The sequence below is a fragment of the Roseococcus sp. GW821-FHT12F05 genome (assembly GCF_058806835.1).
In genome coordinates this window covers 539,720-558,029 of record NZ_JBXAQB010000002.1, presented here as the reverse complement: position 1 = coordinate 558,029, position 18,310 = coordinate 539,720, and the positions used below count along the sequence as shown (strand labels likewise).

The window sequence follows — 18,310 nt, the reverse complement described above, 5'->3', positions numbered from 1 at the left end:
CCGTCCCCTTTTTTGACCGAATGAATGGTCGACAATCAACCATTGGAGAGAAGAACGTGCTCGACGCCCCCCTGATAGGTTCCCTGGCCGCGCTGAAGATCGCGGTTGTCCGCTGCTATCTCGTGCAGAGCGGGATGGCCATGCATCCCGTCATCGTCGAGATCGAGACCGCGGACGGCCTCACCGGCATCGGCGAGGCGGCCATCGCCTACGGCTCCGGCGGCACGGCGGCGGCCGGCATGATCAAGGACCTCGCCGACCGCTTCCTCATCGGCGCCGATGCCCGGCGCGTCGAGCAGATCTGGTCGCGCATGTACGACCACTCCTTCTGGGCCAAGGGCGGCGGCGCCATCGTCTTCGCGGGCATCAGCGCCATCGAGCAGGCGCTGTGGGACATCAAGGGGCAGGCGCTGGGCGTGCCAGTCTACGACCTGCTCGGCGGCAAGGTGCATGATGAGATCGAGTTCTATGCGAACGGCTGGTGCTTCCGCGCCACCACGCCGCTGGAGTTCGCCAAGGCCGGCGAGCGGCCGGTGCGCGACGGCTACCGGGCCATCAAGTGCTATCCGCTGGCGATGAAGGACCCCAACGGCACGCTGGTCCATGTGACGCGCCGCGCCGTCGACCGCGACTTCTGCGAGCAGGCCTACCGGAAGATCGCGGAGCTGCGCCGCGCGGTGGGGCCTGACATCGACATCCTGCTCGACCTCAGCGGCGCGCTGACCACGGACGAGACCATCCGGCTGTGCCGCCGCTACGAGGATCTCGGCATCGGCTTCATCGAGGAGCCGGCGGATCCCTTCGACATCGGCGCGGTGAGCCAGGTCTCGCGGCACGTGAACATCCCGATCGCGCTGGGCGAGCGGATCTACACGCGCCACGGCTTCCGCAAGGTGCTGGAGCCGCAGGCGATCCACATCGTGCAGCCCGACATCGGCAACACCGGCGGCATCCTCGAGACGAAGAAGATCGCGGCGATGGCCGAGGCCTACAACATGCGCGTGGCGCCCCACAATTGCGGCAGCCCGCTGATGACGGCGGCCTGCATCCAGCTGGACGCCTGCACGACCAATTTCTCCATCCAGGAGGTCTATCCCTACTTCCCGGACGAGCCGGACTACGTCGAGATCCTGGAGAACCCGCCGGAGCGCGGGATCCGCAACGGGCGCATCACGGTCCCGGATGCGGCAGGCCTGGGCGTGACGCTGGACCGCAGGGCCATCGCGCCCTTCCTCTGGTCGGAGAGCCGCTGAATGGTGGAGATCCCGGCCATAGCCATGGCCGCGGCCTGTAGGCGCGCTCACGCCACCGGCGAAGCCTTCACCGATGAGCCATCGGAACTGGGTGCATCTGTCATTCCGAGGTACTAGAAGGCGCCGCGCATAAGGTGGGAAGTGCTTCTTGGGCAAGTGGCCTACACAGTTCGCCGGGCCTGCCCTGCCGCGCACCCTTCTGTGGGGGCTGCTCCTGCTCCTCCTGCCTCTCGGGGAAGGCCCGCGGGCGCAGATGGAGGAGCGGGGCCCGCGCTCGGACGGCCCCACCACGTCCACCCTGCGCAACACGCTGCCGGGCGGCGGCGACCCCTTCGGCGCCGTCCGGGGCCTCTCCGACCGCGGCATCGAGTTCCGCCTCTCCTACATGACCGACGTGCTCGGCAATATCAGGGGCGGGCAGCGGCGCGGCTGGGTGAATCAGGGCCTCCTGGAGCCCTCCCTCCAGGTGGATTTCGAGCGGCTGGCGGGCCTCACGGGGCTGCGGGGCTACGCGAACGGCTTCTTCATCCACAACACCGGCCGCATCCGGCGCGACTATGTCGGCGGCGTGAACACCATCGCCGCCATCGAGGCGATGCCGCGCATCCGCCTTTCGGAGGCCTGGCTCGAGCAGAGCCTGTGGGGCGGCGCGGTGCGGCTGCGCGCGGGCCAGCTCGCGGCCGATGTGGAGTACCTTTACTCCGACCTGTCGGCGATGTTCCTGCAGAGCGACTTCCCGACGATTGCGGCGCTCAACCTGCCGGGCGGCGGGCCGGCCTTCCCGCTCGCGACGCCCGGCGCGATGGTCGGGTTCCGGCCGGGCGCGGGCTTCGAGCTGAGCGCCGCGATCTTCGACGGCAACACGGGCCCGCCGCGCCGGGGCGTCGATGACCAGGTGCGCAACCGCTACAACACCAACTTCCGCGTGAACGACCCGCCGCTCTTCTTCGCCGAGGCGCGGCGGCGCTGGAACCAGGAGCCGGACGCGCCCGGCCTCGCCCGCACGCTCAAGCTCGGCGGCTGGGGGCATCTCGGGCGGTTCGAGGATCTGCGCTTCGCGGTGGACGGCTCGCTCCTCGCCGACCCCGGGAGCGTCGGCGTGCCGCTGCGCCGGCGCGGCACCTGGGGGCTCTACGGCATCCTCGACCAGCAGCTGTGGCGGCCCAGCGGCGGCGACGCGCTGTCGGGCATCTCGGTCTTCGGCCGCGTCTCGATCGCGCCGCAGGACCGCAGCACCATCGGCTTCTACGCCGACGGCGGCATCGTCTTCGCCAACCTCGTGCCGGGGAGGCCCCACGACCGCTTCGGCGCGAGCTTCATCTTCGCCCAGTACGCGCGGGCCGCGCGGGACTTCGACCGCGACCTCGCGCGGCTGTCGGACGGCGCGGTGCCGCGCCGCAGCTTCGAGGCGAATCTGGAACTGACCTACCTCGCGGAGATTCGCCCCGGCTTCGACCTGCAGCCGGTCATCACCCACATCTGGAACCCGAGCGAGGAGCCGGGCGGGCGCAACGCCCTCGTCGTCGGCTTCCGCACGCGCCTTCTCTACTGAGGGAGGGGATGGGATGCCGGGCCGGTCCTCTCCCCGGGGTCGGAAGGTGCGGGCCGCGGCGGTCGCCGGCCTTCGGCAGATGTGGGCGCGGAGCGTATCGGCAGAACCGGCGGAAGGTGCCGTCGAGAAGGATTTGGCGGGCGCAACCGAATATTCGCGCGAACAACCGGCGGTTGTGCTCACCTTCTCACTCAATATCCCGAAACAAGGTTGACAGGATAAGAACCCATGGCAAAAATATTGCCTTGGAATTTAATCATGATTGCGGAGATCGGGTATGATGCAATCATTTATACTTGCATCGACCATCATTGGGGTCTTGCCTCGCTCCTGACGTGACGCCTAGCATGTCTAGAAGATGATGGGAGAATGAATTGAACCGCCTGGCCCTGGCCGCAGCGATCGTCCTGGCGTCTGCCGCCGCGCCGGCCCAGGCCGACAGCCGCCCGGCCGATTGCGAGCTCACCGTCCGCGGGCGGACCTACATCCGCGGCACCTGCCAGTTCTCGCCGATGCAGGGCGGCAGCTTCCAGATCAGCGGCGAGGCGTATTTCGCCTATGTGAACCTGACCTCCCCCGGCGTCGCCGAGGCGAGCTGGAACGCCGACCCGTCCTCCACCCATGCCCAGGCGCCCCTCGGGCAGGTCAGGCGCGACGGCGCCTGCTGGGTGGGCGCCACGGTGCGGATCTGCGCGCGCGCTCTCTCGCCGGCGGCGCAGGCCGCCGCGATCGCCGCACAGCCCGACGGCAACGCCCTGTTCCCCGAGGAGGCGTCGCAGAGCTGCCTGCGCGCCGAGCCGGGGCTGGCGGCGGGCAGCAACCTCGTCCTGCACAATTGCCGCGTCCCCGCCGACATGATCTTCGTCCGCCGCGAGAATGGCAGCCTCGGCCTGTCGCGGCACCCCGAGCTCTGCCTCGGCCTCGAGGCGCCCGGGATGGGCCGGCCGCCCGTGCCGGTCCTGGAGCCCTGCCAGCCGGGCGCTCCGAGCTGGACCACGCGCGCGACCTCCACCGAGGCGGCGGTGGTGCAGTCCTCCGCCGGGCTGTGCCTCACCATCCCGCAGATGGCCACGCCGGAGGCGCGCTTTCCCTACACGGTGAATGCCGTGCCCTGCGCCCAGGCCGGCGACAGGGCCGTCCGGTTCCTCCTGAGCCGCGGCTAGCTTCCGGAAAGAGAGAGCTCCATGCGCGTCCGCCGTCTTCTTCTCCTCGCCGCGGGCCTGCTGGGCGTGCCGGGCGCCGCCCAGGCGCAGCAGGAGCCCTTCGGCCCGGATCTCGGGGGCTGGAGGTTCACCCAGGCCCCGCATCCGACCCGGGCGCTCTGCCGCGCCTTTGCCGAGGGGGGCCAGAACATCATCGGCCGCAGCGGGGACGGCCGCTTCTACGTGTCCGTTCCCGCCCAGGGGATCGCGCGAGGCCGCTACCCGGAATCGACGATCACCATCGGGGGCCAGGCCGAGCCGATCGATGCGGATTCGGACGGCAGCCGCTTCGTCCTGCATGTGGATGACGACCAGATCGGCCGCATCATCCGTGCGCGCGGGTATCGGTGGCGGGGCGGTCCCCGCGGCCGATACCTGTCGGGCAACGTCTCCTTCAACAATTCGGTCGGCGCCGCGGTCGGACGCCTGCGGGAATGCACCCGGGCGAATGGCGGGCGTTGAGGGCTACGGCACCAGGACCTCGTAGCTGGGCCCGGTCACCTCGGCGCCGCCATAGGCGAAGTTGCAGCCGGCGAAGCCGGGCCTGATCTTCCCGAGCTGGAGGCTGCCGCGATGCTCCGTCCGGCAAACGAAGAGCGGTTCCCCGTTCTCCCGGCCGTAGGGGAGCGCCATCTTCTCCGGCGGGACGTCCCCGCCGAAGGGGACCTGGCCGCCCGAGGCGCGGGTCCAGTTTGCGCTGCCCAGCATGATCGAGTAGGTCGGGGCCGTCAGTTCCCGCCCGCCATAGCCGAAGTTGCAGCCGGTGAAGCCCTGGCGGATCTTGCCCGGATGCAGCCCGCCATTGTGGCGGGCGACGCAGATGAAGAGCGGCTCGCCATTCGTGTCGCGGCCGGCGGGGACGGCGCCGGGGGCGAGCGTGCCGCCCGAAAGCCGGACCCAGTCGATCCCGCCGCGGACGGGCTGCAGCGGGGGCCCCGATGACGCCGGATCCCTGGCGCAGCCCTCCAGCAACTGGATCGCGCCCGCGGAGCCCTGGAGCCGGTATTGCGGGCCCGTGGGGTCGAGGTTGAGGTTCAGCCGGCTGCCCGTCCGGAGCGCGGCGATCACGTTCGCGCCGACGCGGCCGACCACCAGATTGTCGGCCAGCGCCACATCGGCGCGAAAGTCGCGCCGATCGACCGTGAGGTTGATGGGGCGGCCGTCGTCGATCCGGAAGTCGGACAGGATGGACCATTGGCGGCCGTCGAAATCGAGGCGCAGGAGCCGGCCGAAATCCAGCTGGTTCTCCGGGTTGAAGAGGCGGGCGGTGCAGAGATCGCCCCACCGCTCGACCGTCCAGGCGCCGGATTCGCCGACGTGATGCTGCTGCGCCTGCGACAACGCGGAAGCCGCCATCATCGCGCCGCCGACCAGCGCCGCATGGGCGAGTGATGTCATGGTGCATGTCCTTGCATGCGGGTTCACCTTCGCATCCCGCAAATGCGCCAGTAAATTGTGGTGAACGATGGGCAATGATCGGTGCCGATTCGGATATTTTTATATATCTGTCCGAATGTAATCTTCAGGTTTTGCCAATTTATGGCATTCCAGCAGGCCTATCCATCGAATGATAATTCCATTTCATGGATATGGTCGATGGCGCCGCGCCTCGACTTGCCGTTGCGATGCGCGTCGCCGCCGTCGCCACGGCCGGACGGCGCCCGGCCCGCGCGCGACGCCTGCCGGCGTTGACAGGATACAATCCTTGTCCGCAGTCTTTCGCCGATATTCCGTTCGGCCCGGAAAGCGGCCGGAGATGATGGGAAGGCAGCGCCGATGAATCGCTCACGCCGTGCCGCGCTGGCACTGGTGATGGCGCCCGCCGCGGGATCGCCACGCCCCGGCCTGGCGCAGCAGGCCTATCCCTCTCGCCCCGTCCGCCTCGTCGTCGCCTGGGCTCCGACCGGCTCGATCGACACGGTCGCCCGCAAGCTGGCCCAGAAGCTCTCGGAGCAGCTGGGCCAGGGCGTGGTGGTCGACAACCGCTCCGGCGCCTCCGGCAGCATCGGCGCGGCCGAGGTCGCCCGCGCGGCGCCCGACGGCTACACGCTGCTCGCCATCGACAGCACCTACGGCATGATGCCCTTCCTGCAGAGGCGGCTGCCCTTCGACCATGCGGGCGCCTTCCGGATCATCACCATCACCGCCTTCACCCCGGTCATGGCGGCGGTGCACCAGGATTCGCCCTACCGCACCCTGCAGGAGCTGACGGCGGCGGCGAAGGCGAACCCGGAGAAGATCACCTACGGCAGCGGCGGCGTCGGAAGCTCCGTCCACTTCGCCACCGTCGCCTATGAGCTCGAGGCCGGGGTGAAGCTCTTCCACGTGCCATATCGCGGCGGCGGCGAGGCCGTGACCGCCGTGCTCGCGAAGCAGGTCGACGTCGTCTTCGCCTCGCCCGGCTCCGCCATCGGCGGCGCGCAGGGCGGGCTGCGGCCGCTGGCGATCAGCGGCACCGCGCGCATGGCCGCCCTGCCGGAGGTCCCGACCTTCGCGGAGGCGGGGCTGCCGGGCTACTCGGTCACGCACTGGTCGGGCCTGGGCGCGCCGCGCGGCACGCCGCCGGAGATCATCGAGCGCCTCTACGCCGAGGCGGTGAAGGCCCTGGCCGCCCCGGACATGCAGGCCTTCCTCGCCGGCCTCGCCTGCCTGCCCGGCGGGCTGCCGCCGGCCGAGGCGGAGGCGCTGCTGGCCCAGGACACGGTGGGGTGGCGCCGCGTCGTCGAGGCCGCCGGAATCACGCCGCAGTGACGCGCAGCCATGACGTGGTGGTGATCGGCGCGGGCTGCGCGGGCCTGTCCGCCGCGGCGGCGGCCGCGGAGCTCGGGCTGGACTGCCTCGTGCTCGAGAAGGCCGCGCGGATCGGCGGCGGCACCTCCGTCTCCAGCGGCTATCTCTGGGTCGGCAACAACCACCTGCACGCCGCCGCCGGCGGCACGGACAGCGCCGAGGCCGCCACAGCCTACCTGCGCTATGTCGGCGCCGGCGGCATCGACGAGCCGCGCATGGCCACCTTCGTCGCCGAGGCGCCGCGCGCGCTCCGCTTCTTCGAGGGGCTCGGAATCCCGTTCCGCATCAGCTCCCGGATCGACCATTACGGCATGGCGCCCGGCGCGCTCGCCGGCGGCCGCATCCTGGACACGCCGCCCATCGAGGCCGCCGAGCTGGGGGAGCATGGCGACCGCGTCCTGCTGCCGGCCGGGCCGCTCTACCGGCTCGGCGGCCTGACCGCGACGGGCGGCGGCGCCAATTCGCCGGCCTTGTGGCAGACGGCGCGGGAGGTTGAGCGCGAGAAGCCAGGGCAGCGCGGGGCAGGGGCCGGGCTCGTCAGCTGGCTCGTGAAGCTGGCGACCGCGCGCGGCGTCACCATCGCCACCGGCGCGTCCGCGGCGAGGCTGGTCTCGCAGGACGGGCGGATCACCGGCGTCGTCACGGCCGACGGGGAGGCGATCGAGGCGCGGCGGGGCGTCGTCATCGCCAGCGGCGGCTACGAGTCGAGCCCCGACCTCGTCCATCGCTTCGAGGCCCTGCCGGGCTGGCAGTCCATGTTCCCGGAGAGCGTGGACGGCGACGGCCTGGTCATGGCCGGCGAGCATGGTGCCGCGACCCACGTGATCGGCAACAACCTTTCCGTCTTCCTCGGCTTCCGGAACCCGGACGAGGCGCCGGGCGGCACCTCCGTGTGCCGGTTGTCCGGTACGCAGGAGCTGCCCTCGCCGCACACCATCGTCGTCAACCGCCACGGGCGCCGCTTCGCCGACGAGTCCTTCTTCCAGGCGGTCGCGCCGGCGCTGCGGAGCTTCGACATCCTGGCGCGGGAGCAGGTCAATCTGCCGGCCTACCTCGTCTTCGATCAAAGCTATGTCGGGCGGCACTCCTTCGCGGGCCGGCCGCCGGGCGCGGAGATCCCCGCCTGGGTGAGCCGCGCCGACACGCTGGAGGCGCTGGCCGCGCAGCTCGGCATCGCGCCGGACAGCCTCACCCGGACGGTGGATCGGTTCAATGCGGATGTCCGCGACGGGATCGACCGCGAGTTCGGCCGCGGGCAGTCCGCCTGGGGGCTCAACCGGTACGATCCGAGCTCCACGCTCGGCACGATCGAGAGCCCGCCCTTCTACGGCATCCGGCTGCACCCGACGGCCCTCTCCTCGGCCGGGCTGCTCGCCGACACCCTGGCGCGCGTGCGGCACGTCCGGGGCCACGCGATCCCCGGCCTCTACGCCGTGGGCAATGCGGCGGCGCGGACGGAAACGGGATCCGGCTACCAGACCGGCTTCTCCCTGGCCTCCGGCCTCACCTTCGGCTGGATCGCCGCCCGGCACATGGCGGAGAGCGCCGGGGCCTGACGCGGGCCGGGCTGGGAGGGCTTCCATTTCCCCGCAATCGGACCGCCCGTCCTTGGATGCATGACCTGCCCAAGGCAGACGCGGCCGGAGCCGGGCCCAGGCAGCCCATGTGCTTTTACGGCCCCTCCCCATCCAGCCCCGCGATCCGGGCCCGCAGGCGCGGCACGGACCAGTCCAGGAAGCTCCTGACCTTCAACGGCAGCAGCTCGGCCTTCGGATACATCAGGCTGACCGGCAGCGGTTCCGGCGCGAAATCCGGCAGGAGGATCCGCAGCCGGCCATCCCGCAGCTCATCCGCCACCTGGTAGGACAGCACGCGGATGATGCCGAGATCGGCCAGGGCGGCCTGGATGGCCGCCTCCGTCGTGTTCGCGGCCATCCTCATGCGCGGCTCGACCGCGAAGGACGCGCTGTCGCGCCGGTAGCGCCACTCGGGCGAGACGGGGAAGCCCTGGAAGACGATGCCGTCATGCCGCGCCAGATCCTCCGGCAGGAGGGGCACGCCGTGCCGGGCAAGATAGCCCGGGCTGGCGCAGATCACCCGCTGCACGGATCCGACGCGCGTGGCGATCAGCGCGCTGTCCCCGAGATGCCCGATGCGCAGGGCGACATCGATATGCTCGTCCACCAGGCTGACCCGCTGATCGGCCAGCATCAGCCGCAACGTGATGCGGGGCTGCTCCGCGAGGAAGCCCAGAGCGACGGGCAGCAGGTGGCGCTCGCCGAAGACGACGGGCGCGGTGACGCGCAGCTCGCCGCGCGGGGCGCTGTACTCGCCGGCGGCTCCCCGCTCTGCCTCCTCCAGCTGCAGGAGGATCTGCCTGGAGGCGGCGACATAGCCGCGGCCCGCATCGGTCAGCCCGATCCGACGGCTGGTGCGCAGCAGCAGCTTGGTGCCCAGGTGCCGCTCCAGCTCGGCCACCTTGCGGCTGACCGTGGCGAGGGGCGCGCCCAGGCGCCGCGCGCCGGCCGAGAGGCTGCCGGCCTCGGCGACGGCCAGAAGCACCGACATGGCGTCGAACCGGTCCATCCTGCCTTCCACAATCCGGGAGGATACTTCCCGAAGCTCCACGATACTGCGCCACGCGGCGGAGGTTCTAGCCTTCCGCCCGGCGAACACGGCCGGCCCATCGGGGCCGGCATGGGGCGCGCCACTGACCAGAAAGAGCAAGCCATGACTGACCTGCCCCGCCGCGCCTTCACGCGCGGCCTTCCATTCGGCGTGCTCGGTGGCGGCCTCCTGCCCCTCGTCACCCCGGCCCGGAGCGCGGCCGCGGCCACCCCGGCCGTTGCCGTGACGCCGCTGGCGCAGATCCGGATCGGCCGCTTCACCGTGACCGCGCTGACGGACGGCTATGCGGACATGCCCTACACCTTCTTCCCGGGCCGCACGGCCGCGCAGGTCGAGGGGGCGGCGGTGGCGCAGTTCACCGCCCGGCCCAGCGGCGTCCGCTTCGTGTTCAACCAGTATCTGATCGAGGATGGCGAGCGCCGGATCCTGGTCGATGCCGGGCCGGCCGGCTCGATCGGGCAGACGGGCGCCCTGCCGCAGGCGCTCGCCGCCCTGGGCCTGCGCCGCGACCAGATCGACGCGGTCATCGTGACCCACATGCACGAGGACCACATGGGCGGGCTGATCGCCGGCGGGCAGAACAATTTCCCCAATGCGGAGCTGCATGTCGACCGGCGCGACATCGCCCACTGGACCGATCCGGCCAAGCGTGCCGCCGCGCCCGACTATCTGCAGAACAGCTTCCGCATGTCGGCCGACCTGGTGCGCCTCTATCCGCGGCTGCAGGCGATCGACGGCCAGCGCCAGATCGCGCGCGGGGTCTCCATCGTGGACCTGACCGGCCATACGCCCGGCCATATCGGGGTGCGGATCGAGGATGCCGGGCAGAGCCTGATCATGGTGTCCGACATGCTCTTCCCGGTGGTGCACCCGATGGCGACGGATGTGGGCTTCCTGTTCGAGCAGGATCCCGCGGCGGCGCAGGCGATGCGGGACCGCTTCTTCCCGCGCGCCGCGGCGGAAGGCGCGCTGATCGCCGCGACGCATATGCCCTTTCCCGGCCTTGGCCGCATCGTCTCGGACGGGGGGCGGCTGCGCTGGCAGGTGGCGGACTGGGCCTTGCAGGGCTGAGGCCCGGGAGGATCAGCCCTCGGCCCGGATGTTGTTCTGCCGCACGACGTCGCCCCAGAGGCGAAGCTGGCGGGCGAAGTGCTCGCGCATCTCCTCGGGGCCGCTGGCGATGACGGTCACGCCCATCAGCCGCGTCAGCCGGCGGTTGACCTCCTCCGCGCGCAGCGCCGCGGCGAGATCCGCGTTGAAGCGGTCGATCACCGGCCGGGGCGTGGCGCCGGGCGCATAGACGCCCCACCAGGGCGTGGCGTCGATATCCGGCAGGCCGCTCTCGGAGAGCGTCGGCACCGAGAGCAGGGTCGGGTGGCGCGCGGGCGAGGTCTGCGCCAGCGGCCGCAGCGTCTCGGCGGAGAACTGCGCCGACAGCACCGTCGTCGCGGCGATGATGGCGTCCACGTGATTGGCGACGGCCGAGGTGACGGCCGGCGCCGCCCCGCCCGCATAGGGCACGTGGACCATCCGCAGCCCCCGGCGCTGCGCGATCAGCACCATGGTGAGATGGCCGAGGCTGCCCATGCCGGCCGAGGTGTAGTTGATCTCGCCGGGCCGGGCCTCGGCCGCCGCGAGCAGGTCGGTCAGCGTCCGGTAGGGGCGCGCGGGATGCGCGGCGATGACGTTCGGCGCGGTGCCGATGAGCATGACCGGCGCGAGGTCCCGCTCGTGGTCGAAGGGCTGCGAGGCCAGCAGCGACGGGTTGACCGCGTGGGTGTCGAAGACGAAGAGCCAGGTGTTGCCGTCGGGCGCCGCGCGCGCGGCCGCGGCCGCGCCGATGCTGCCATAGGCGCCGGGCCGGTTCTCGACGACGACCGTCACGCCGAGCCGCTGCTGCAGGCCAGGCTGGACAAGGCGGGCGATCTGGTCGGCGGTGCCGCCCGGCGCGAAGGGTACCAGCAGGCGGACGGGGCCGCCCTGGGCGCGAGCCACCATAGGTGCAGCCAACCCGGCGGCGATCGCGCCGCGCCTGGTCCATGTCGACATTGCTGTTCGTCTCCCGGCGGCCACGTCGGCTTCGAGGCCGCGGGCTCGTTGTTTATGAACGAACCGTAAGGTGAGGCGGACCGGGATGGCAAGGGGAACCGGCGGGTGGGCGAGAGCCTGGAACGTGATGATCGAAGGCGCGAAGGCGCCGCAGATCTGAATAACGCGCCAGAACAAAGGCTGGATTGGGATGCGTGAGCGAAAGCGAACGCATCACGATCTAGCCGGGCGGGCGGTGCTGCGCCCAGGGGCGGGCCTGCTCCAGCAGCGCGCCGAGCCGCAGCACGTCGGTCTCCGCGCCCCATTTCCCCACGATCTGCACGGCGGTCGGCAGGCCGTCCGTGCCGAAGCCCGAGGGCAGCGAGACGGCGGGGTGGCCGGTGAGGTTGAAAGGGTACTGGTAGGCGGTCCAGCCCTGGCGGGTGATGCCGTACTTCACGCCGTCCACCTCGACCTCGTCGTTCGCCGCGTCGAACTCCACGGGCAAAGCGGTGCGGGTCATCGTCGGCGTGACGAGGAAGTCGTAGCGGTCGAACAGCGCCTGGATCGCGCGGAACAGCCGCGTGCGCGCGAATTGCGCGTTGCGGAAGTCGTGCAGGCCGAAGCCGTTGCCGCGCTCCATGAAGGCGAGCGTCACCGGGTCCATCTGGTTCTGCCAGCGCGGGAGATATTGCGCGAAGCTCACGGCGAAGCCGGCCTGGTAGAGGATGCGGCCCTCGTATTCGATCCAGTCGATCGCGTCCGTGACCTCTTCGATCTCGGCGCCCATGCCGGCCCAGGCCTCGAGCGAGGCCTGGGTGTTGGCCGTCACGTCCGCCGCCACGCGCGGGTTGTGGCAGCGGGGGATGTAGCCGATGCGGATGGCGGAGAGATCGCCACCGACGAGCTGGGGCGAGAGCTGCCGGCGGTCCTCGCCCTTCAGCGACCAGCCGTCCTTGGAGGCGGCGCCGGTCAGCACCGCATGCATCACCGCGGCGTCGGTGACGGTGCGGGCGAGGGGACCTGCGAAGATGTTGTTGCCGTGCATGTCGGCCGCGGTCTCGTAGGGCACGCTGCCGAGCGTGGGCTTCAGCCCGACCACGCCGCAGCAGGCCGCCGGCCCGCGCACCGAGCCAGCGCCGTCCGTGCCGAGGCCGAGCGGCGCGAGGCCTGCCGCGACGGCCGCCGCGGCCCCGCCGCTGGAGCCGCCGGAGGTGCGGCCGAGGTTCCAGGGGTTGCGGGTGATGCCGTGGGGCGGGCTGTCGGTCAGGCCCTTGTTGCCGAATTCCGGCGTGGTCGACTTGCCGATGATGATCGCGCCGGCCGCGCGCAGCCGCGCGACCAGCACGTCGTCCGTGGCGGCGGGCGGGGCTTCGTTGAAGATGGCCGAGCCCTTGCGCGTGGGCACGCCCTTCACGTCCAGCAGGTCCTTGATGTGGACGGGCACGCCGTGCAGCGGGCCGAGGGGGCCGCCGGACTTCACCGCGGCCTCGGCCTTCATGGCCTCGGCGCGGGCCTCCTCGGCCATGACCTCGGCGAAGACGTTGAGCCGCGGCTGCTGGACCTCGATCGCGGCGAGCACGGCGTCCACATACTCGACCGGCGAAAGCTTCCCGCGGCGGATGAGCGCGGCCGTCGATGTGGCGGGCGTGAAGAGGAGGTCGGCGTCGGGCATCTGGCTCTCCGGCTGGAAGGCCGAGAGTGCTGGCGCCTTGCGCGAGGCACAAGCGGCGGCGCTGCCGATTTCGAGAGGTCTTCCGGGAGGGGCTTTGCCCTCCCGTCGTTGTCTCGCCTTCGGCGCCAACCCCCCACTTCTGGGGTCCAGGGCATAAAGCCCTGGCGGGTGGAGCCTGAGGAGGGCGGAGCCCTTCTCAATCCACCCGCACGCCGTCACAGCGACGCCCCTCCGTCGATCTTGAAGTTCCCGCCCGTCACGAAGCCCGCCTCGGCGCTCGCGAGATAGGCCACGAGTCCCGCGACGTCGTCGCAGGCGCCGAAGCGCTGCAGCGCGATGGTCTGCCGCACGTATTCGAAGGAGGCCCCCAGCCCCTCGCGCAGCAGCGGCGTGTCGATCCGTCCGGGCTGGACGTTGTTGACGGTGATCCCGCGCGGGCCCAGCTCGCGCGCGAGCCCGCGCGTCAGGCTGGCGACGGCGCCCTTGGTCATCGCATAGACGGCGAGGCCCGCGATCGGCACGTGGTCGCTGCTGGCGCTGCCGATGTTGATGATCCGGCCGCCGCCTTCGCCCATGTGCCGGGCGGCCTCCTGCGTCGCGACGAAGAGTCCCTTGATGTTGACGGCGATCATCGCGTCCAGGTCGGCCATGGAATAGGCCGGCAGGGTGCCGCGGCGCAGGATCCCGGCATTGTTGACGAGGATGTCGAGCCGGCCGAAGGCGCCGACCGTCTCCTCGACGGCGGCCCGGATGTCGCCGGCGACGGCGCTGTCGGCGCGCAGCGCGAGGGCCTGGCCGCCGGCCTCCCGGATCGAGGCGGCGAGCGCCTCCGCGGTCTCCTGCGACGTCGCGTAGGTGACGGCGACGGCCGCGCCCTCGTCGCTCAGGCGCCGGGCGATCGCCGCCCCGATGCCGCGCGCCCCGCCGGTCACCAGCGCGACCCGGCCGTTCAGGGCTGCCATGCGGGACATCTCAGATGCCCGCGGTGGTGGCGCTCGGGCGGCCGAGGCCGGAGGCGCGCAGGGCCAGCGACAGCGCCGCCGCGACCGCGACGTTCAGCAGCACCGAGGGGATGGCGATGTAGCAGGGGATCGTGAAGCCGCCGATCGCGACGGGATAGATCGCGGCCTTGAAGTCGAGCTGCGCGGCCATCCAGGTCGCCGCGGCGATCCCCACGCCCCATCCCGCCAGCAGGGCCCAGCCGTGGAAGAACCGCGTGTAGAGCGCCGAGAGCACCGCCGGCAGGGTCTGGATGATCCAGACCCCACCCAGCAGCTGGAGCTCGACCGCGTAGGGAAGCGGCAGGAACAGGATGAAGGCCAGGGCGCCCACCTTCACGATCAGCGAGGCGAGCTTCGCCACCTGGGTCTCCTCTGCGTCGGTGCAGGCGGGGTTCACGAACTCGCGATGGATGTTGCGGGTGTAGATGTTGGCGACCGCGATCGACATGATCGAGGCCGGGACCAGCGCGCCGATCGCGATGGCGGCGAAGGCCACCCCGGCGAACCAGGGCGGGAACACCGCCAGCACCAGCGCGGGAACCGAGAAGTTCGCGCCGTACCGCCCGAAGCCCTCGGCGAATTCGGGCATGCGGGCGACGCCGGCGGCCAGGGCCATGAAGCCCATCAGCGAGAGCACGCCCAGCACCAGCGAATAGGCGGGGAGGATGGCCGCGTTGCGCCGGATCGTCCGGCCGCTGCTGGCGCCGAGCAGGCCGGTCATCGCATGCGGGTAGAGATAGAGGGCGAGCGCGGAGCCGAAGGCGAGGGTGGCATAGGCGCTGAAGGAGCCCGTGCTGCCCGGACCGGGCGTGGCGAGCAGCAGCCGGGACGGGGGCACTTCGGCGAAGATTCCGCCGAAGCCGCCGAGCTTCATCGGCACGATCACGACGGCGGCGAAGGCCGTCACGTAGATGAGCGCGTCCTTCACGATCGCGATCATGGCCGGCGCGCGCAGGCCGCTGGTGTAGGTGAAGGCGGCCAGGACCACGAAGGCGAGGATGAGCGGCAGGTCGCCCAGCCACCCCGTCACCGGGACGCCCATGGCGGCGACCACCACCTCGAGCCCGACCAGCTGCAGCGCGATATAGGGCATGGTCGCAACGAGGCCGGTGACGGCGATGGCGAGCGCCAGCCACCGGTTGGCGAATTGCGTGCGCACGAAGTCGGCGGCGGTGACATGGCCGGCCCGGTGGAAGACCTCGACCAGGCGGGCGAAGACCACGTAGAGGATGGGATAGATCATGATCGTGTAGGGGATCGCGTAGAACCCGATCGCGCCCGCGCCGAAGACCAGCGCGGGCACGGCGATGAAGGTGTAGGCGGTGTAGAGATCGCCTCCCAGCAGGAACCAGGTGACCACGGTCCCGAAACGGCGGCCGCCCAGGCCCCATTCGTTCAGCTGGCTGAGGTCTCCGCGGCGCCATCGGGCGGCGGCGAAGCCGAGGCCCGTCACGAACAGGACCAGGGCGGTGAACACGATCAGGGTGGTCCAGTTCATGGGGGAACCTCGTCAGGACGGAGTTGGTGTTTCGGAGGGCGTCTCAGGCGCGCCGGTGCTCGGCGAGGTAGACGATCCCGGTCAGGACGCCCGAGACGGGGACCAGCAGCATCTGGTACCAGTAGAAGAACGGAATGCCCGCCCATGCAGGTTCCGCGACGCTGTAGGACGAAACCCAGAGAGATGCTGCAAAAGGCAGCAGCAACAACAGGCGCCAAGCCATCCAATTCGGGCTTTGATGCTGCTCTTTCTGAAGATATTGCTGATTATTCATCTCATTCTTTCCCCGTTTCGACTGGGAAGATTGAGGGGGCGTGCTGCCCGACGGTTTCAAGGGGCCGCCCTGTCGCTACGATTGTAGTCACGATCCCCGCGGCGTCAGATGGGGACGGGCTGCGGGACTTTGGGACGCGGTCGTGCCGGGCAGGATGTCGCCGGTTGTTCTTCGGCGGCCGGCATGGCGCCGAAAGGTCGGCGCACGGCCGGGGTACGGGGGCCGACATCGCCCCGTGCGGTTCGCCGCCGGCCACGCCGAAAGATTATAAGCTTGTTCTCGCGCCCCCTGTATCTTTCTCCACGAACTGGCCAGACTTTCCAGCACGGAGAGACGCTGCGCGCACGACTGGAATCGGATCGAAGAGAGGCGAGGCAGGGATGATGTTCGACTGGATCAGGCGCAGCGCGTGCGCGGCCATGCTGCTGATGGGTGTCCACGCGACGGCACAGGAATTCCCGCAGCCCGGGCGGCCGCTGATGTTCGTCTCGGGCTTCCCGGCGGGCACCACCATCGACATCTACGGCCGCATCATCCTGGAGCGCGTCCAGCGCGAGCTCGGCGTGCCGATGGTGATCGACATCCGCGCCGGCGCCTCGGGCAATATCAGCATGGAATACGTGGCGCGCGCGGCGCCGGACGGCCACACCATCACCTTCGCCACCTCGGCGATGATGGCGATCAACCCCGCGGTCTTCCCGCGCATGCCGATCGACACGCAGACCGACCTCGTGCCGATCATGAGCGTCTTCGACGCGCCGAACTTCATGACGGTCAGCACCGAGAAGCGGCCGCAGTTCACGACGTGCCAAGCGGTGGTGGACGCGGCGCGGGCGCGGCCGGGGCAGCTCAACTACGCGAGCACGGGCAACGGCGCCTCCACGCATCTCGCCGGTGCGCAGTTCGCCTGGGTGCTGGGGCTGAACCTCGTGCACGTGCCTTATCGCGGCGGGCCCTTCGCGATGACGGCGCTCTACCAGGGCGACGTGGACGTCTTCTTCTACCAGACCGGGCCGGTGATCGAGTTCTACCGGCAGGGCCGTGTGCGGCTGCTGGCGGTGACCTCGGCGCAGCGCGTGGCCGCGGTGCCGGAGGTGCCGACCGTCGCCGAGGCCTGCAACCTGCCGGGCTTCGACAGCACCACCTGGTACGCGCTGATGGCCCCGGCGCGCACGCCGCAGCCCATCCTGAACCGGCTCACCGAGGTCTTCACCCGCGTCGCCAACGAACCCGAGGTGCGCGAGCGCATCTCCGCCATGGGCTTCACGCCGAACGTGCAGCCGCCGGAGGTGACGCGCGAGCGGCTGGCGCGCGACATCGTCACCTGGCGCGAGGTCGTGGCGCGCACCGGCGCGCGCGCGGAGTAGGGCATGATCGCTGCAGGTGGAATCACCGGAGGCGTGAATCATGCTCTCAGACGACAGGCTGGAGGCTTTGCCGTGAGCCGTTGCGAACGGACAAGCCTCTAGCATGGACCTCCGGCAGCTCCAGCTCTTCCGGCGGATCGTGGCCGAGGGCAGCTTCTCTCGCGCTGCCGCCGCGCTCGGCATCGCGCAGCCGGCGCTGAGCCGGCAGGTGCGCGCGCTGGAGGAGGAGCTCGGCATCCGCCTGCTCCACCGCAACGGCCGCGGCGTGATCCCGACCGAGGAGGGGCGGCGCTTCGCCGAGGCGGTCTCGCCCGTGCTGGACGATCTCGACCGCGTCCGCGAGGAGGCGATGGCCGCGCAGGGCGTGGCGCGCGGCAAGCTGCGCGTGGCCATGCCGCCCTCGGTCGCGGCGGCGCTGGGGCCGGCGCTGATGCGCCACCTGCGCGCGGAGATGCCGGAGGTGGAGCTGAACCTGCGCGACGGCTTCACCGGCACCATCCATGAATGGCTGACGCGGGGCGAGGTGGACATCGCGGTGCTCAACCCGATGCGGCGCAGCGCCGCGGTGAAGACCGAGCCGCTCTACGACGCGCATCTCTTCCTCGTGCACCCGCCGGGCGATCTCAGGATCGCGCAGCTGCTGACGCCGTCGGGCGAGATCGCGCTTGCCGACGTGGCTTCGCTGCCGCTGCTGCTGCCCGGTCGGCATCACGGCGTGCGGCGCGAGGTGGGCGTGGCGCTGTCGGCCGCGGGCCTGGCCGCGGCGGATATCCAGGACGTGGATTCGCTGACCGGCGTGAAGCACATGGTGGCCGAGGGGCTCGGCTACACGCTCTTCGCCTGGGATGCGGTGTCGCTGGAGATCGAGGCGGGCGCGCTGGCGGCGGCGCGGGTCTGCGCGCCGGTGCTGCTGCACGGCTTCGTGCTGGGCACCTCGGCCGAGGTCTCGCCCGCGACGCGCGCGGTGGTGCGGTTCCTGCGCGAGGAGGTGCGCCGGCGGATCGCGGATGGGAGGCTGCGCGGCAGCCTGAACTGACGGGAG

16 protein-coding genes are annotated in these 18,310 nt (G+C 70.9%); 9 read left to right on the top strand and 7 right to left on the bottom strand.

What is annotated here, in order from left to right; all coding sequences use genetic code 11:
• The first annotated feature begins 56 nt into the window (after nt 1-56).
• The 4 genes from AC1ROY_RS07460 to AC1ROY_RS07445 all read left to right on the top strand — a co-directional run bounded on the left by AC1ROY_RS07460 (nt 57) and on the right by AC1ROY_RS07445 (nt 4,469).
• Nucleotides 57-1,253, top strand: a complete 1,197-nt coding sequence (locus AC1ROY_RS07460) for a mandelate racemase/muconate lactonizing enzyme family protein (protein ID WP_493148046.1) — start codon at nt 57-59, stop codon at nt 1,251-1,253.
• Between the two features lie 148 nt (nt 1,254-1,401).
• Nucleotides 1,402-2,805 carry a carbohydrate porin gene (locus tag AC1ROY_RS07455; RefSeq protein WP_493148044.1) on the top strand — a complete coding sequence of 468 codons (1,404 nt, stop codon included), beginning with the start codon at nt 1,402-1,404 and terminating at the stop codon, nt 2,803-2,805.
• Nucleotides 2,806-3,179: 374 nt separating this feature from the next.
• The gene (locus tag AC1ROY_RS07450; protein WP_493148042.1) at nt 3,180-3,968 is read left to right on the top strand and encodes a hypothetical protein; all 789 of its coding nucleotides are present in this window, start codon (nt 3,180-3,182) and stop codon (nt 3,966-3,968) included.
• Nucleotides 3,969-3,989: 21 nt separating this feature from the next.
• Nucleotides 3,990-4,469 carry a hypothetical protein gene (locus AC1ROY_RS07445; RefSeq protein ID WP_493148040.1) on the top strand — a complete coding sequence of 160 codons (480 nt, stop codon included), beginning with the start codon at nt 3,990-3,992 and terminating at the stop codon, nt 4,467-4,469.
• 3 nt (nt 4,470-4,472) lie between these two features.
• On the opposite strand, the gene AC1ROY_RS07440 is transcribed toward AC1ROY_RS07445, so the two are convergent.
• Nucleotides 4,473-5,405, bottom strand: a complete 933-nt coding sequence (locus tag AC1ROY_RS07440; protein ID WP_493148039.1) for a DUF3421 domain-containing protein — start codon at nt 5,403-5,405, stop codon at nt 4,473-4,475.
• 378 nt (nt 5,406-5,783) lie between these two features.
• On the opposite strand from AC1ROY_RS07440, the gene AC1ROY_RS07435 reads away from it, so the two are divergent.
• Complete coding sequence (locus tag AC1ROY_RS07435; RefSeq protein WP_493148037.1) at nt 5,784-6,758, top strand: Bug family tripartite tricarboxylate transporter substrate binding protein; 975 nt, start codon at nt 5,784-5,786, stop codon at nt 6,756-6,758.
• Nucleotides 6,755-8,353, top strand: coding sequence for an FAD-dependent oxidoreductase (locus AC1ROY_RS07430; protein WP_493148036.1), 1,599 nt, complete (start codon nt 6,755-6,757; stop codon nt 8,351-8,353). The genes AC1ROY_RS07435 and AC1ROY_RS07430 overlap by 4 nt, the downstream gene beginning before the upstream one ends.
• A 115-nt stretch (nt 8,354-8,468) precedes the next feature.
• Here the strand turns inward: AC1ROY_RS07430 and AC1ROY_RS07425 are convergent, their stop codons facing one another.
• A complete protein-coding gene (locus AC1ROY_RS07425) occupies nt 8,469-9,383 on the bottom strand; it encodes a LysR family transcriptional regulator (RefSeq protein ID WP_493148034.1) in 915 nt (304 codons plus the stop codon).
• A gap of 144 nt (nt 9,384-9,527) precedes the next feature.
• On the opposite strand from AC1ROY_RS07425, the gene AC1ROY_RS07420 reads away from it, so the two are divergent.
• The gene (locus tag AC1ROY_RS07420) at nt 9,528-10,496 is read left to right on the top strand and encodes an MBL fold metallo-hydrolase (protein ID WP_493148031.1); all 969 of its coding nucleotides are present in this window, start codon (nt 9,528-9,530) and stop codon (nt 10,494-10,496) included.
• Nucleotides 10,497-10,508: 12 nt separating this feature from the next.
• On the opposite strand, the gene AC1ROY_RS07415 is transcribed toward AC1ROY_RS07420, so the two are convergent.
• The 5 genes from AC1ROY_RS07415 to AC1ROY_RS07395 form a co-directional block, all read right to left on the bottom strand.
• Entirely contained in the window at nt 10,509-11,423 is a 915-nt protein-coding gene (locus AC1ROY_RS07415; RefSeq protein WP_493148030.1) for a tripartite tricarboxylate transporter substrate-binding protein, read from the bottom strand.
• A gap of 271 nt (nt 11,424-11,694) precedes the next feature.
• Nucleotides 11,695-13,128, bottom strand: coding sequence for an amidase (locus AC1ROY_RS07410; RefSeq protein ID WP_493148028.1), 1,434 nt, complete (start codon nt 13,126-13,128; stop codon nt 11,695-11,697).
• A 215-nt stretch (nt 13,129-13,343) separates the two neighbouring features.
• Complete coding sequence (locus AC1ROY_RS07405; protein ID WP_493148027.1) at nt 13,344-14,090, bottom strand: 3-oxoacyl-ACP reductase family protein; 747 nt, start codon at nt 14,088-14,090, stop codon at nt 13,344-13,346.
• Between the two features lie 10 nt (nt 14,091-14,100).
• Nucleotides 14,101-15,627 (bottom strand): monocarboxylate uptake permease MctP, encoded by a 1,527-nt coding sequence (mctP, locus tag AC1ROY_RS07400; protein ID WP_493148025.1) that lies wholly within the window; start codon nt 15,625-15,627, stop codon nt 14,101-14,103.
• Nucleotides 15,628-15,670: 43 nt separating this feature from the next.
• Nucleotides 15,671-15,901: a DUF3311 domain-containing protein gene (locus AC1ROY_RS07395; RefSeq protein ID WP_493148023.1), complete on the bottom strand. Its 231-nt coding sequence runs from the start codon at nt 15,899-15,901 to the stop codon at nt 15,671-15,673.
• 380 nt (nt 15,902-16,281) lie between these two features.
• Here AC1ROY_RS07395 and AC1ROY_RS07390 point away from each other — a divergent pair, with 380 nt between their 5' ends.
• Together AC1ROY_RS07390 and AC1ROY_RS07385 are read left to right on the top strand one after the other, a co-directional pair.
• Nucleotides 16,282-17,268, top strand: a complete 987-nt coding sequence (locus AC1ROY_RS07390) for a Bug family tripartite tricarboxylate transporter substrate binding protein (protein ID WP_493148021.1) — start codon at nt 16,282-16,284, stop codon at nt 17,266-17,268.
• Nucleotides 17,269-17,371: 103 nt separating this feature from the next.
• A complete protein-coding gene (locus AC1ROY_RS07385) occupies nt 17,372-18,304 on the top strand; it encodes a LysR family transcriptional regulator (protein ID WP_493148019.1) in 933 nt (310 codons plus the stop codon).
• Nucleotides 18,305-18,310 lie beyond the last annotated feature (6 nt).